We start from the raw sequence: 14613 nt of genomic DNA on the forward strand, positions 1-14613 counted from the left end.
GTTCAAGAACGTGGCGGGGAGTCTCTACGGCGCGACCAAGGCGGCGGTGGCGGCGCTGGCCGAGAACACCAGGATGCTGGTCACCCGGGACGGCGTGGGCGTCACGCTGGTCGCGCCGGGGCGGGTGGACACCCCGGGCTGGGGGCACGGCGGTCCCGGGCCGGGTCCTCTGCTGGCGCCGGAGGCGGTGGCGGACTGCGTGGCGTGGGTGTTGGCGCAGCCGGCGGGGACGGACGTGAACGAGGTGGTGGTGCGGCCGGTGGGGCAGAAGGTGTGAGGGGTCAGTCTTCGCAGCGCTTGCCGTCCTCGGGGACGTCGCCGTCGAGCAGGTAGGCGTTGGCGGTGTCCCGCACGCACTCGTTGCCGCCGTTGTAGGCGCCGTGGCCCTCGCCCTCGTAGACGAGTTCGACGCCGACGTCGTCGCCCAGCGCGTCCTTCATGCGCTCGGTGCCCTCGAAGGGGGTGGCGGGGTCACCCGTGGTGCCGATCAGCAGGATCTTCGGGGCGCCCTCGGCGCGGACGTCGGGGTGCTCGCGCTGGCCGTCGACGGGCCAGTAGGTGCAGTTGAGCAGGCCCCAGGCCATCTGCGGCCCGAAGACGGGGGAGACTTCCTCGAACTGGTCGAGCCTGGCCCGGACGTCGTCGACGGTGTAGCGCTCGCTGGAGTCGGCGCAGCTGATGGCGGTCAGCGAGGACTGGAGGGTGCTGTAACTGCCGTCCGGGTTGCGGCCGTTCATCGAGTCGCCGAGGGCGAGCAGCACGGTGCCGTCCGGGGCGTCCTCGGTCATGGCGTCGTCGAGGCCCTGGGTGAGGTAGGGCCAGAAGCTCTGCGAGTAGAGGGACTGGGCGACGCCGTTCCAGGCCAGCGACTGGGTGAGCTTGCGCTTGTCGGGGTCCCGGGTGTCGAGGGGCTCGTCGCGCAGGCGGTCCAGGAAGTCCTTGAGCCGGCGTTCGCCCTCGTCGGGGTCGGTGCCGAGCGGGCAGTCGTCGCTCTGGGTGCAGTTGTCGAGGTAGTTGTCCAGGGCGAGTTGGAACCCCTCGGCCTGGCCGAGCGCGCCCTGCTCGGTGTTGCCGGTGGGGTCGACGACGGCGTCGAACAGGGCGCGGCCGACGCGGCGCGGGAACAGGTGGGCGTAGACGCCGCCGAGTTCGGTGCCGTAGGAGATGCCGAAGTAGTGCAGCCTGTCGTCGCCGAGCACCTCGCGCATCAGGTCCATGTCGCGGGCGGTGGCGGTGGTGGTGAGGTGCGGCAGCAGATCGCCGGCGCGGTCGTCGCAGCCGTGGTCGAACTCCCTGAGCCGGTCGGTGAACTCGCGGCGCTCGTCGGCGTTCCGCGGGTTGGCGTCGGCGGCGAAGTAGTCGTCGAGCTGCTGGTCGTCGAGGCACCGCACGCCCTCGCTGTCGCCGACGCCGCGCGGGTCAAAACTCACCAGGTCGTAGCGGCTGTTGAGGTCGGCGTAGTCGGCGCCGAAGGCCGGCAGGGTGGTGACGCCCGAGCCGCCGGGGCCGCCGAAGTTGAAGATGAGGGAGCCGATCCGCTCGTCGCCCTCGGCTCTGGTGCGGGCGCGGATCATGGCGATCTCGATGGTGTCGCCGTCCGGGTCGCCGTAGTCGAGCGGCGCCGTCATCTTCGCGCACTCCCAGTCCTCGCCGTCCGGCAGCGGGGACGGGCTGGCGTCGGTGCCGCCCTGGGAGCTGTCGGGCGCGGGACAGGCCGACCAGTCGAGCCGCTGCCGGGTGAAGCGCTCCGGCAGGTCGTCGGTGTCGACGGCGTCCTGGCGAGCGGCCGACCTTGGCCGGACGGGGTCGCCTTCGGCCGTCGCGCAGCCGGGGACGGTGAGCAGGGTCGTCGCGGCCAGCACGGTCGGCGTGAGCAGCCTGGCTCGGGTCATGGCGGTGGCTCCCATCGGTCGCTGCGACTCGCCCATCGTGCGCGGGCGCGGGAGTCCCTCGCACCCCGGGCCACGGCAAGCGGGTGAACGTGGCGGACGGTTCGGGGGTCGGGGCGGCCGGGCGTGCGGTTGGGGCCCTAGCGCAGGGGATGGAGCCAGCGGCCGCGGAGGATGAAGAGGACGGCGGCGGCGACGGCGACCAGGAGCAGGGAAACGGCGGTGGCGCCGGTCGGGTCGTCCTGGAGGAGCAGATAGACCTTGAGCGGGAGCGTCTGCGTGCTGCCCGGCAGGTTGCCCGCGAAGGTGATGGTCGCGCCGAACTCGCCGAGCGCCCGGGCCCAGCACAGCGCGGCGCCGGCCGCCAGCGAGGGGGCGAGCATCGGCAGGGTGACGAGGCGCAGGGTGCGCAGCGGGCCGGCGCCCATGGTCGCGGCGGCCTCCTCGTAGTGCGGCTCGAGGCCGGCCAGGGCGCCCTCCAGGCTGATCACCAGGAAAGGCATGGCGACGAAGGTGGCCGCGACGACGGCGCCGGCGGTGGAGAACGGCAGCACGACGCCCATCGACTCCAGGACGCCACCCAGCAGCCCGCGCCGGCCGAGGCCCTGGAAGAGCGCCACGCCGGCGACCGTGGGCGGCAGCACCATCGGCAGCAGCACCAGGCAGCGGACGGCGGTGCGGCCGGGGAAGTCGACGCGGGCCAACAGCCAGGCGAGCGGCACCCCGAACAGCACGGAGAGCAGCAGCGCCCACGCCGAGACGAGGAGGGAGAGCCGCAACGCCTCGGTGACGGCCGGCTCGGTGAGCCGGCCGGCCAGGTCCGACCAGGGGGCGTCGGCGAGGACGCCGAGCAGCGGGACGGCGAGGAAGGCGACGGCCAGCAGCGCCGGCAGCGCCAGGGCGAGCGGGGGACGACGCGTCATCGGACCTTCGCCCGGAGGCCGGGCCCGGGCCTGGGCCGGAGCCCGGCCGTCGCGGTCACGGTCGTCGTGCGGGTCATGGCGGGCATGGTCGTCACGGGGCCTGGAAGCCGGCGTCGCCGAGCAGCGCCCGCGCCTCGTCCGAGCTCAGCCACTCCACGAAGTCGGCCGCCTCCTCCGGGTGTTCCGCGTCGGCGAGCGCGGCGGCCGGGTACTCGGCGGTGACGTTCTGGTCCTCGGGGATGGCCACGGTGGCCACGTCGTCGCCGGCGGAGGTCGCGTCGGTGACGTAGACGAGGCCGGCGTCCGCCTCGCCGAGCCGCACCTTGCCGAGGACGGCGCGGACGTTGGCCTCCTCCGAGTCGGGGGTGGCGTCGATGCCCTGGTCGGCGAGTATCTGGCGGCCGTAGCGGCCGGCCGGCACCTCGGGCGCGGCCAGCACCAGGCGCAGTTCCGGGTCGGCGAGGTCGTCGAGGGAGTCGACGCCGGCCGGGTTGTCGGGCGGGGTGACGATGGCGAGCGCGTTGCGGGCGATGACGACGGGCTCGGCGGCCGTCAGGTCGGCGACGCCGTCCATGGTGGCGGTGTCGGCGGTGACCAGCGCGTCGGCGGGGGCGCCCTGCTCCACCTGGGCGACCAGCTCCTGGGAGCCGGCGAAGGAGAACTCCAGGGTGACGCCGGGGTGTTCCTCGGCGTAGATCTCCCGGGTCGCGGTGAACACGTCCGTGAGGGAGGCGGCGGCCAGCACGGTGAGGGTGACCTCCTCGCCGCCGCTCGCGTCGTCGGTGCCGGACCCGCCGTCGTCGCCGCAGCCGGTGAGCAGCGCGACCGTGGCGGCGGTCAGGGCGATCAGGGGTCGGGCGGGGCGCACGGGCGGCCTCACAGCGTGTCGACGTGGACGTTGGTGGCCTTGACGCGGGCCACGGCCTCGACGCCGACGGCCAACCCGAGCTCCTCGACGGCCTCCCGGGTGACCAGCGAGACCAGCCGGTGCGGTCCCGCCTGGATCTCCACCTGGGCCGCGACGTCTCCGAGCGTGACGGCGGTGACGATGCCGGGGAACGCGTTCCGCACCGAGGTGCGCGGCTCGTCGTCCTCGGCGCCGTCCTGACCCGGGTCCTTGGCCAGCGCGACGGCGAAGGCCGCGAGGTCGGCGCCCTCGATCAGCCGTCTGCCCGCGTCGTCCCGGCGGGTGGGCAGCCGCCCCGAGTCGGCCCAGCGGCGTACCGTGTCGGGGCTGACGCCGAGCAGCCGGGCGGCCCGGCCGATGCCGTAGGAACGCATGTGCGGGAGACTAGGCGCGGGAGGCTCGCATCCGCAAGGCGATCCCGGAGGGTGGGCTCGCGTTCACGAGCCTGGAACGCGCGCCGGTCAGATCGAGCCCTTTCTGGTGAGGTGCGTGAACGCGAGCCAGCCGGGCAGCACCGGCAGCCAGAACGTCATCAGCCGGAACAGCAGCACCGCGCCGAGCGCCGCGTCCTGCGGCACCCGGAACGTGGCCAGGCTCGCGACCAGCGCGAACTCGACGGCGCCGAGGCCGCCCGGGGTCGGGGCGGCCGAGCCGAGCGCGTTGCCCGCGAGGAACACCACGGCGATCGTCGGATAGCTCAGCTCGTAGCCGAAGGCCCGCAGCGAGGCGTCGAGGCACATCACGAACGCCAACGTCATCAGCAGCATCCCGCCGATGCCGCTGAGCAGCTTCTTCGGCTGCTGCACCACGTCGAGCATGCGCGGCACCACGCCGGCGAACAGGGTCCTGATCCGCTCGTAGAGCGCCTTCCGCAGGCTGGGGATGGCCGTGACGATCAGCACCACGACGGCGAGCGTCAGCAGGCCGGCGATGACCGTGCGGGAGGGCGAGAGCGAGGGGGTGTGCTCGGTGCCGGCGAGGTAGCCGAAGGTGAGCAGCAGGGTGATGTGGCTGCCCAGGCCGAACAGCTGGGAGGCGCCGACGCTGGCCACCGCGTGCCCGGGGCGCAGGCCCTGCCGTTGCAGGTAGCGGGTGTTGAGCGCGACGCCGCCGATCGCGGCCGGGGCGACCAGCTTCACGAACGAGCCCGCCACCTGCGCCGTGACGGTGCGCAGATAGCCGACCCGCTCCGGGACGAAGCCGAGCAGGCTCATCGCGGCCGCGAAGTAGGTGACGGCCGAGAAGCCGGCCGCGATCAGCACCCAGCCCCAGTTGGCGCCTTCCCAGACGCGCTGGAACTCGGGGTTTACCACCTGGATGGTGAGGAAGTAGGCGGCGAACACGGCGGCGATGATGGTGACCAGGGTGCGCGGCCTGATCCGCTCGACCCGGGCCGGCTCTATCGGGGCCTGCGGGCGGATCAGCAGCACCTGCTCGCGGATCAGCGACAGCAGGTCGGGCTCCTTGGCGTTCTCCAGCGCCTCGTCCATCACCTGCTTCTCGGCCTGCCGGGCGGCGCGGACCGTCTTGCGGTCGGCGTCCTCCGGCAGGTTGCCGCGCGCCTCGCGGTAGACGCGGGTGGCCTCGAGCACCGCCTCGCGCTCCCGCTGCGCCCGCTCCCTGGCCAACTGGCGGAGCGTGGCGCGGGTGTTGCGGCTGAGCGCGATCGGCTGCAGCAACGGCAGGCTGTTGGCCACCGCGTCGGGGCCGAGGACGGCCACGGCCGCCGCCACCGCGCGCTCGGCGCCGACCCGCAGGCCGAAGGTGGTCAGCAGCTGCGCGATGTCCATGCGCAGCAGCAGGTCGCTGGCCGCGATCTCGCCGCCGCGCAGGTCGGTGAGGTAGACGGCGCCGGCCCGGTCGACGAGCAGCGAGCCGCCGTCGAGGCGCCGGTGCGCGATGCGGCGGGTCTGGAGGGCCGTGACCTGGCGCCAGGCGGCGCGCATCAGCTCGTCGCTGATCTCGTCGTCCGGCAGCGAGTCGAGGTGCCGGCCGCCGGTGTGCTCGTAGACCAGCATCACGGCGTCCGGGCCGAGCTCCGAGGTGGCGATCAGCTTGGGCGCGTTGGCGCCGGCGGAGATCGCGGCGTAGGCGAGCAGCGCCTCCTGCTCCAACGCCTGGCGGAGGGACGGCAGGCTGCGTCGGGTGGTGATGCCGCGCAGCGCGAGCCGTCGCCAGGCGCGGTAGAAGAAGCCCTGGGCCTGCTGGGCGCGGTCGACGACGGTGACGTCGAGGGGCGGGCCGTTCTCGAGGGTGACCAGGTAGCGGCGGGTCGGCTCCGAGTAGTCGTGCCGGTCGCGGCGCTCCGACTCGGTCCTGTCCTCGGTGCGCAGCGCGCTGACCGGCCGGAACCCGACGTGTCGCAGGCCGGCGAGCAACTGCTGTCCGGTCGGGCGGACATTGGGCGAGCCGACGGTGTAGAGCGTGGCGTAGGCGATGGTCCAGCCGAGGAGGACGGTGACGATGATGGCGAACGGCGTGGTGTAGCCGGCGACCAGGACGGCGAACCCGTCGAGCAGCAGCACCGACCACATCGCGAACCGCCAGCGCGGCCGGTGGGTCATGCCGACGGCGGTGGCGTAGGCGATGACCGGCGCCAGATAGCCGTGCACCGGGTCGGTGGTGACGCCGCCGGGGCCGTCCCTGGTGAGCGCGTCCTGCACGGAGTCCGGCGCGAGACGGGCCACCCAGAGGCTGAAGGAGAGCGAGACGCCGTGCGCCAGCACGGCGGCCAGCACGCCGTCCGCGATGCGGAGGCCGTCGCGCCTCATCAGCCGCTCGATGGCGAAGGCGACCGGGACGACGAGGACGGCGATGGCGGAGGCGAAGCCGGCGAAGCTGATGAGCAGCGAGGGCGCCTGGGCGGCGCCCTTGTCGACGTCCCGCTCGATGCCGGCGGTGGTGCCGATGGCCCACGTGGCGAGCGCGAGCACGACGGCGATGCCGAGCAGCCCGAGCAACACCCGCAGCAGGTCGGCCGGCCGGTGCACGCGCGCGGTGAGCAGCGGCTCGTCACCGTCGATGGGGGCGTCGGCGGCCGGCCGCGCCGGGCTCAGGTCGTCCGACGTCTCGCCGCCCGCGCCGGCGCCGGCGCTTTCGTGCGAAGGCGCCGGCGTGGCGCCTTCGCCGGCCGCCTCGACCGGCGGTAGCTCGCTGTCGGGGCCGCGCCCCGCGCGCTCGCGCGCCGGCCGGCGGCTTTCGCCGTCCCGCTCGGCCGGCGGCTCGGCGCCGCCGGCGAGGTCCGCCAGCGGCGGTTCTGCGGTGGCGTGGTCTTCCTGCGGCCTCGCGCCGTCGGCGCGCGCCGTCCGTGCCGTGCGCTTGCGCGCCGGCGGCTCCTGCCCAGGCGCTGCGGCGCCCGGGGCCCGGTCGTCGGCGCCCGCGCCGTCCGGCGCCGTCCGCTCGCGCGCCGGCGTGCGGCCTTGGCCGGCGGGCTTGGCGGGGCCGGTGCCCGTGCGCTCGCGGCCCCCGTCGGCCGACGCGGAGGGCGCGCTCTCCGCGCCGGACGACCGCGCGCCGCGAGCGCCTGGCCTGGCGCGGCTCGCGCCGGCCACGACCGGCGCGCCCGGCGGGCGTTCGTCGCCTGCCGCGCCGCCGGCGCTCGCGCTCGCGCCGCCAGCGCGGCCGTCGGTGCCGATCGCGGCGGTGGGCGCGTCCCTCGTCTCCGCCAACGGCCGCGCGCCGCGAGCGCCCGGTTTCGCGTTCTCTTCCTCGCCCCGTATCACTGGCCGCTTCCCTGAAGGTCCCCTCTGGCAGGAGCTGTCGACCAGCTCTCCCCCCTGCCCTTGGGACGATAGTGACACGAGAGACGCGCCGGGGGGCGCGGTCCGTGACATACGGCACCATGGGCGCCATGGCCGGCCACGAAGAGACTCACCGACTTCCGGAGTACGCCGATCGGGTGTTGACCGTCGCGGAGGGCATTCCGCCGGGCCACGTGCTGACCTACAAGGACGTCGCGGACCGGGTCGGCGAGGGTGGCCCGCGCCAGGTCGGGCGCGTGATGGCGGTCTACGGCGGCGCCGTGCCGTGGTGGCGCGTGGTGCGCGCCGACGGCCGGCCGCTGCCCGGGCACGAGCGGCGCGCGCTCGAGCAGTACCGCGTCGAGGGCACGCCGCTGCGCGAGCTGGCCGACGGTACGCAGCGGATCGACATGCGGCGGGCGCGCTGGGACGGCCGTGACTGAGGCCGGTACCGATCTCACGCCCACCAGCTTCCGCCATTCCGTCGCGTCCCGGGGGCCGACTGGCGTACCGTCTCCCCAACCGTCACCGAGAATCCGCGATGCACGTGAGCCTCTCCGTCCCGTCCACTGACCGCCCGCCGTCCGCGCCGGGAGCGTATCGACTGGTACGCACCCCGGTCGCCGACGCGCGTGTCCCTGCTGTTGACGCAAGCCAGCGCGCGGTGGTTGACCACCCCGGCGGCCCGCTGCTTGTGCTCGCGGGCCCGGGCACGGGCAAGACCACCACGCTGGTGGAGTCCGTCGCCCGACGTGTGGACGGCGGCACGGAACCCGAGCGGGTCCTGGTGCTCACCTTCAGCCGGAAGGCGGCGGCCGAGCTGCGGGACCGGATGACGGCCCGCATGGGAGGTCGTTCCCCGCGGGCCACCACATTCCACTCGTTCGCCTACGCCTTCGTCCGCTCCCACCAGGACCGCGAGCTCTACGCCGAGCCGCCGCGTCTGCTCTCGGGCCCGGAACAGGACCTCTACCTGCGCGAACTGCTCGCCGGTCACCGGGACGCCGACTGGCAGGGGCGCGGGGTCGACTGGCCGGACGAGTTGCGTGCCTGTCTCACCACCCGCGGGTTCGCCGACGAGTTGCGCGCCGTCCTCGCGCGCTCCCGTGAGCTGGGCCTCGGCCCCGAGACGCTCGCCTCGTTCGCCCGCGACTCCGGCCGGGACGACTGGGCCGCGGCCGCCGACTTCCTCGCGGAATATCTGGACGTCACCGAGGCCCAGGGCGTGCTCGACTACACGGAGCTGGTGCGCGGCGCGGTCCGGCTCGCCGAGCGGCCCGAGGTCGCCGCCGCCGTGCGCGCCCGCTATGACGCGGTCTTCGTCGACGAGTACCAGGACACCGACCCGGCGCAGGTGGCGCTGTTGCGCGCGCTGGCCGGCGACGGGCGCGACCTGGTGGTGTTCGGCGACCCCGACCAGTCGATCTACGCCTTCCGCGGCGCCGACGTGAACGGCGTCCTCGGCTTCCCCGACGCCTTCCGCACCCGCGCCGGAGCGCCCGCGCCGGTGGCCGTCCTCGACACCAACCGGCGCAGCGGCGCGGCGCTGCTGACCGCGACCCGGCTGCTCACCCAGCGGATGCCGCTGGCCAGGCTGCCGGCCGACGCCGTGCGCCGGCACCGGGCGCTGACGGCCGAGCGCGCCGGCGGCCGGGTCGAGGCGTTCACCTTCCCGACCCCGGGCGCGGAACTGGACAACATCGCCGACCTGTTGCGCCGCGCGCACCTGACGGACGGCGTGCCGTGGGGCGAGATGGCCGTGCTGGTGCGCGCCGGCTCGCGCTCCATCCCCGGCGTGCGCCGGGCGCTCACCTCGGCGGGCGTGCCGCTCGAGGTGGACGGCGACGACCTGCCGCTGCGCCAGGAGCCGGCGGTCGCGCCGCTGCTCACCGCGTTGCGCGCCGTCGCGGCCTCGGGTTCCGAGCCGGCGGCGCTCACGCCGGAGACCGCGCTCACGCTGCTCACCTCGCCGCTCGGGGGGATGGACGCCGCCGACCTGCGGCGCCTCGGGCGGGCGCTGCGCAACGAGGAGCGGGCCGCGGGCGTCGCCGTGCCGCCGCCGTCCGACGAGCTGATCGCGCGGGCGCTCGCCGAGCCGGAGCGGCTCGTTACACACGAGTCGTCGTACGCCGGGGGCGCGCAGCGGCTCGGGCTGCTGCTGCGCAAGGCGCGCGAGCTGCTGGCCGGCGGCGGCAGCGCCGAGGAGGCGCTGTGGCTGCTGTGGGACGGCACCTCGTGGCCGGCCAGGCTGGAGCGGGCCGCCCGGCGCGGCGGAGCGGCCGGGCGGAACGCGGACCGCGACCTGGACGCCATCTGCGCCCTGTTCGAGGCGGCGGCGCGCGCCGAGGAGCGCCTGGGCGGCCGGGGGGCGCGCAACTTCCTGGAGGAGCTTGACGCGCACGACATCGCCGCCGACACCCTCGCCGCGCGCGCCGTGCGCCCGGACGCGGTGCGGCTGATGACCGCGCACCGGGCCAAGGGGCTCGAGTGGTCGCTCGTGGTGGTCGCGGGCGTGCAGGAGGGTCTCTGGCCCGACCTGCGGCGGCGCGGCTCGCTGCTGGAGGCCGACCGGATCGGGCGCGACGGGCTCGCCGAGCCGCTGAGCCCCGGCGCGCTGCTCGCCGAGGAGCGGCGGCTGTTCTACGTGGCCGCGACCCGGGCCAAGGACCGCCTGGTGGTGACGGCCGTGCAGGGCGCGGACGACGGCGATCAGCCGTCCCGCTTCCTGCGGGAGCTGGGGGTCGAGCCGCGGGAGGTCAGCGGCCGGCCGCACCGCCCGCTGGCGCTGGCCGCGATGGTCGCCGAGCTGCGCGCCACCACCGTCGACCCGGCGGCCTCGCCCGCGCTGCGCAGGGCCGCGGCGCGGCGGCTCGCCGACCTGGCCGCGCTGCGGGACGACGAGGGGCACCCGCTGGCGCCCGCGGCCCACCCGGAGCGCTGGTGGGGGCTGCGCGCCCCCACCAGTTCGAGTGCGCCGTTGCGCGACCCGGCGCGCCCGGTGGCGCTGACCGGCAGCGCGCTCGACCAGCTGGTCAACACATGTTCGCTGCAGTGGTTCCTGGGCCGTGAGGTGCACGCTGACGCGCCGGCGACCACCGCCCAGGGCTTCGGCAACGTGCTGCACGTGCTCGCCGACGAGGTCGCGTCCGGCACCACGCCCGCCGACCTCGCGGTGCTGATGGAGCGCCTCGACACCGTCTGGGACGGGCTGGCCTTCGAGGCGCCGTGGCAGTCGCGCCGCGAGCAGGCCGAGGCGCGGGCCGCGCTGGAGCGCTTCCTGCGCTGGCACGTGCTGCAGAGCCGGGACGGCCGCGAACCCGCCGCCAGCGAGCAGGAGTTCGAGATCACGCTGCCGGCCGGCGAGCACCAGGTGCGGATCCGGGGCGTGCTCGACCGGGTTGAGCGGGACACCGAGGGCCGGGTCTACGTCGTCGACTTCAAGACCGGCCGTACCAGGCCGACCAAGGCCGAGGTCGAGCGGCACCCGCAGCTTGCCGTCTACCAGCTCGCCGTGCGGGACGGCGAGGCGGTGGCCGGGGAGCCACGCGGAGAACTCGCCGGCGCAGAGCTGGTCCACCTGCGGCAGGGCGCGCCCAAGCGGGACGGCGGTGACGCGCTGCCAGCCGTCCAGCGGCAGCCGCCGCTCGACCCGACCAACGGCGAGTGGGTCGGCGAACTCCTGGCCACCGCGGCCGGGAAGGTGCTCGACGAGCGGTTCTCACCGGCCGCCGGCCAGCACTGCGGCTCCTGCGCCTTCCGGGGCGCGTGCAGCGCCAGGCCCGAGGGGCGACAGGTGGTGGAGTAGGGCCTCCCGGCGGCCGGTGCGCCGCCGCCCGCCTCGGCTGTCGGTGGGGGCGACTAGGGTTCCTTGGGTGCCCGCCCGACTCACCCGTCCCGAGGAGCTTAGGGAACTACTCGGGATCCCGTTCACGCCGGAGCAGTTGGCGTGCGTCACGGCGCCCCCCGAGCCGCAGGCGATCGTGGCCGGCGCCGGCTCGGGCAAGACGACGGTGATGGCCGCCCGGGTCGTGTGGCTGACCGGCACCGGGCAGGTGGCGCCCGAGCGGATCCTCGGCCTCACCTTCACCAACAAGGCGGCGGGCGAGCTGTCGGAGCGGGTCCGCAAGGCGCTCGCCAGGGCCGGCATCACGGAACCGGCGGCGGAGCCGGGGGAGGCCGGGGAGCCCGGCGGCGAGCCGCGGATCTCCACCTACCACGCGTTCGCCGGCCAGTTGCTGCGCGACCACGGGCTGCGGCTCGGCATCGAGCCGGCCGCCCGGCTGCTCGCCGACGCCGGCCGCTTCCAGCTGGCGGCCGAGGTGCTGCGCTCCGCACCGGCCGACTTCGAGCCGCCTGGCGTCTCGTTCACCACCCTCGTCACCGACCTCATCGCGCTGGAAGGGGAGTTGTCCGAGCACCTGGTCACCCCCGAACGGCTGCGCGCCTTCGACACCGCGCTGCTCGCCGACCTCGAGCGCGCCGAACTCACCAACGCCGACCTGCGCCTGGTGCCCAAGACCGCACTCGGCCGCGGCCAACTGCTGGGCGTCGTCGAGGAGTACCGGGCCCGCAAGCGCGCCCGTGACCTGCTGGACTTCGGTGACCAGATCGCGCTCGCCGCCACCCTGGCCCGCGAGGTGCCGGAGGTCGGGCGGCTGCTGCGCGAGGAGTTCGCCGTGGTACTGCTCGACGAGTACCAGGACACCTCCGTCGCCCAGCGCGTCATGCTCGCCGGCCTGTTCGGCGGCGGCACGGGCCACGCCGTCACCGCCGTGGGCGACCCGTGCCAGGCCATCTACGGCTGGCGCGGTGCCTCCGTCGCCAACCTCGACGACTTCCCCGAGCACTTCCCGCGGCGCGACGGCACCCCCGCCCACCGCCACAGCCTCAGCGAGAACCGGCGCAGCGGCGGCCGGCTGCTCACCCTGGCCAACCGGCTGTCCGCGCCGCTGCGCGAGCGGCACCCGGCGGTCGTCCCGCTCCGCCCCGCGGAGGGCGCCGAGCTGGCGGGCGTCGTGCGCTGCGCGCTGCACACCACGCACGCCGAGGAGCTGGCCTGGCTGGCGGACACGATCGCGCACCGGGTCGCGACGGGCACCCCGCCGGGCGAGATCGCCGTGCTGTGCCGCACCGCCGCCGAGTTCGCCGACATCCAGCGGGTGCTGGTGGAGCGCGAGGTGCCGGTCGAGGTAGTGGGACTCGCCGGGCTGCTGCACCTGCCCGAGGTCGCCGACCTGGTGGCCGTCTGCCAGGTGCTCGCCGACCCGACCGCCAACGCGGCCCTGGTGCGGCTGTTGACCGGCCCGCGCTGGCGGATCGGCCCGCGCGACCTGGCGCTGCTCGGGCGCCGCGCCCGGCTGCTGGTGCGCCGCGTCGACGAGAGGGCCGGCGCTGAGGGCGCCGAGGCCGAGCGGCTCGCCGCGGCCGTCGAGGGCACCGACCCGGCCGAGATCACCTCGCTCGCCGACGCGCTCGACACCTTCGTCGACGGCGGCTCGGGGGCGGGGGACGACGACGAGCTGCCGTTCTCCGCCGAGGCGCGCGTCCGCTTCGCCCACCTGGCCGCCGAGATCCGGGAGTTGCGGCGCTCGCTCGGCGACCCGCTGATGGACGTGCTGCACCGGGTGCTGGCCGTCACCGGGCTCGAGGTGGAGCTCTCCGCCTCCCCGCAGGCGCTCGCGGCCCGCCGCCGGGAGACGCTCAGCGCCTTCCTCGACGTGGCCGCCGGATTCGCCGCCGGGCGCGCCGGCACCGCCGTCGACGGCGAGGCGACGCTGCCCGCCTTCCTCGGCTTCCTGCGCGCCGCAGCCCAGTACGACAAGGGGCTCGACGGCTCGCTGCCCGGCGGTGAGGACACCGTGAAGGTGCTCACCGCGCACAAGGCCAAGGGCCTGGAGTGGGACGTCGTCGCCGTGCCGGGCCTCTGCGCCGGCGTCTTCCCCGCCAAGGCGTCCCGGGACTCCTGGCTGCGGCAGGCCAGGGCGCTGCCGCACCCGCTGCGCGGCGACGCCGAGACGCTGCCCGCCATCGAGGAGTGGTCGGCGACCGCCCACAAGGAGTACGTGGCCGCCGTCGCCGAGCAGCTGAGCCTCGAGGAACTGCGGCTCGGCTACGTCACCTTCACCAGGCCGCGCGCCCTGCTGCTCGGCTCCGGGCACTGGTGGGGGCCGAGCCAGAAGAAGCGGCGCGGCCCCTCGGACTTCCTGACCGCGCTGCGCGCCCACTGCGAGGCCGGGCCCGACCACGGCGAGGTCGAGGTCTGGGCAGACGAGCCGCCGGAGGACGCGGAGAACCCGGCGCTCGCCGCACCCGAGCGCGACCTGGCGTGGCCGCTGCCGCTCGACCCGGTCGCCCTCGAGCGGCGCAGGGCGGCGGCCGGCGCGGTGCTGGCCCGGCTCGCCGGCCAGGCCCAGGAGCCCGACCCCGAGGAGGACGAGCTCACCCCGGAGGAGCAACGCGCCGTGGCTTCCTGGGACCGCGACCTGGCGGCGTTGACGGGCGAGCTGCGGCAGGCCAGGGCGGCGGTCCGCGAGGTGCCGCTGCCGCTCTCGCTCTCCGCCTCGCAGGTGCAGCGGCTCGCCGCCGACCCCGACGGCTTCGCCCGGGAGCTGGCCAGGCCCATGCCGCGCCCGCCGCAGCCGGCGGCGCGCCGCGGCACCCGGTTCCACGCCTGGGTCGAGTCGCGCTTCGAGGAGCTGCCGCTACCCATGCTCGGCCTCGACGAGCTGCCGGGCGGCGAACCGGACGCCGACTCCGAGATCAGGGACGAGCGGGAGCTCGAGGCGCTGAAGGACGCCTTCGCCCGAACGCCTTACGCCTCGCGCCGCCCCTACCGCGTCGAGGCGCCGTTCCAGATCCAGCTCGCCGGCCGCGTGATCAGCGGCCGCATCGACGCCGTCTATCGCACGCGGAGCGGCGGCTTCGAGATCATCGACTGGAAGACGGCGCGTCGCCAGGAGGCCGATCCGCTGCAGCTGGCGATCTACCGGCTGGCCTGGGCCGAGCGCCACGGGCTGCGGCTCGGCCAGGTCAGCGCCGCCTTCCTCTACGTGCGCAGCGGCGAGCTGGTGCGGCCCAGCGTGCTGCCCGGCAGGCGCGGAATCGAGCGGCTGCTGCTGGGGGAGGATTCCTGGGAGCCCAACGAGCCCGGTTAG

8 protein-coding genes and 1 pseudogene are annotated in these 14613 nt (G+C 75.4%); 4 read left to right on the plus strand and 5 right to left on the minus strand.

Annotated features, from left to right (window positions below; genetic code table 11):
• Positions 1–277: SDR family NAD(P)-dependent oxidoreductase (locus tag E1265_RS12065; RefSeq protein WP_132930287.1), on the plus strand; the 277-nt coding region annotated here is incomplete at its 5' end.
• 4 nt (positions 278–281) lie between these two features.
• Here E1265_RS12065 and E1265_RS12070 read toward each other — a convergent pair.
• The 5 genes and pseudogenes from E1265_RS12070 to E1265_RS12090 all read right to left on the minus strand — a co-directional run bounded on the left by E1265_RS12070 (position 282) and on the right by E1265_RS12090 (position 7387).
• On the minus strand, positions 282–1892 hold the full coding sequence (locus E1265_RS12070) for an alpha/beta hydrolase (protein WP_132930288.1): 1611 nt from the start codon (positions 1890–1892) through the stop codon (positions 282–284).
• 155 nt (positions 1893–2047) lie between these two features.
• Positions 2048–2812: pseudogene (locus E1265_RS12075) on the minus strand (ABC transporter permease); the annotation flags it as partial.
• Between the two features lie 91 nt (positions 2813–2903).
• Entirely contained in the window at positions 2904–3680 is a 777-nt protein-coding gene (gene modA, locus E1265_RS12080) for a molybdate ABC transporter substrate-binding protein (protein WP_243740712.1), read from the minus strand.
• Positions 3681–3688: 8 nt separating this feature from the next.
• Positions 3689–4093 carry a helix-turn-helix transcriptional regulator gene (locus E1265_RS12085; RefSeq protein WP_132930291.1) on the minus strand — a complete coding sequence of 135 codons (405 nt, stop codon included), beginning with the start codon at positions 4091–4093 and terminating at the stop codon, positions 3689–3691.
• 87 nt (positions 4094–4180) lie between these two features.
• Positions 4181–7387, minus strand: a complete 3207-nt coding sequence (locus tag E1265_RS12090; RefSeq protein WP_243740713.1) for a flippase-like domain-containing protein — start codon at positions 7385–7387, stop codon at positions 4181–4183.
• A 173-nt stretch (positions 7388–7560) separates the two neighbouring features.
• On the opposite strand from E1265_RS12090, the gene E1265_RS12095 reads away from it, so the two are divergent.
• From E1265_RS12095 to E1265_RS12105, 3 genes are all read left to right on the plus strand, one after another.
• Positions 7561–7902: an MGMT family protein gene (locus tag E1265_RS12095; RefSeq protein WP_132930307.1), complete on the plus strand. Its 342-nt coding sequence runs from the start codon at positions 7561–7563 to the stop codon at positions 7900–7902.
• Positions 7903–8000: 98 nt separating this feature from the next.
• Positions 8001–11264 (plus strand): ATP-dependent DNA helicase, encoded by a 3264-nt coding sequence (locus tag E1265_RS12100; protein ID WP_132930292.1) that lies wholly within the window; start codon positions 8001–8003, stop codon positions 11262–11264.
• Between the two features lie 67 nt (positions 11265–11331).
• A complete protein-coding gene (locus tag E1265_RS12105; RefSeq protein WP_132930293.1) occupies positions 11332–14613 on the plus strand; it encodes an ATP-dependent DNA helicase in 3282 nt (1093 codons plus the stop codon).

It is taken from the genome of Streptomyces sp. 8K308 (genome assembly GCF_004348315.1).
GTDB lineage: Bacteria > Actinomycetota > Actinomycetes > Streptomycetales > Streptomycetaceae > Streptomyces.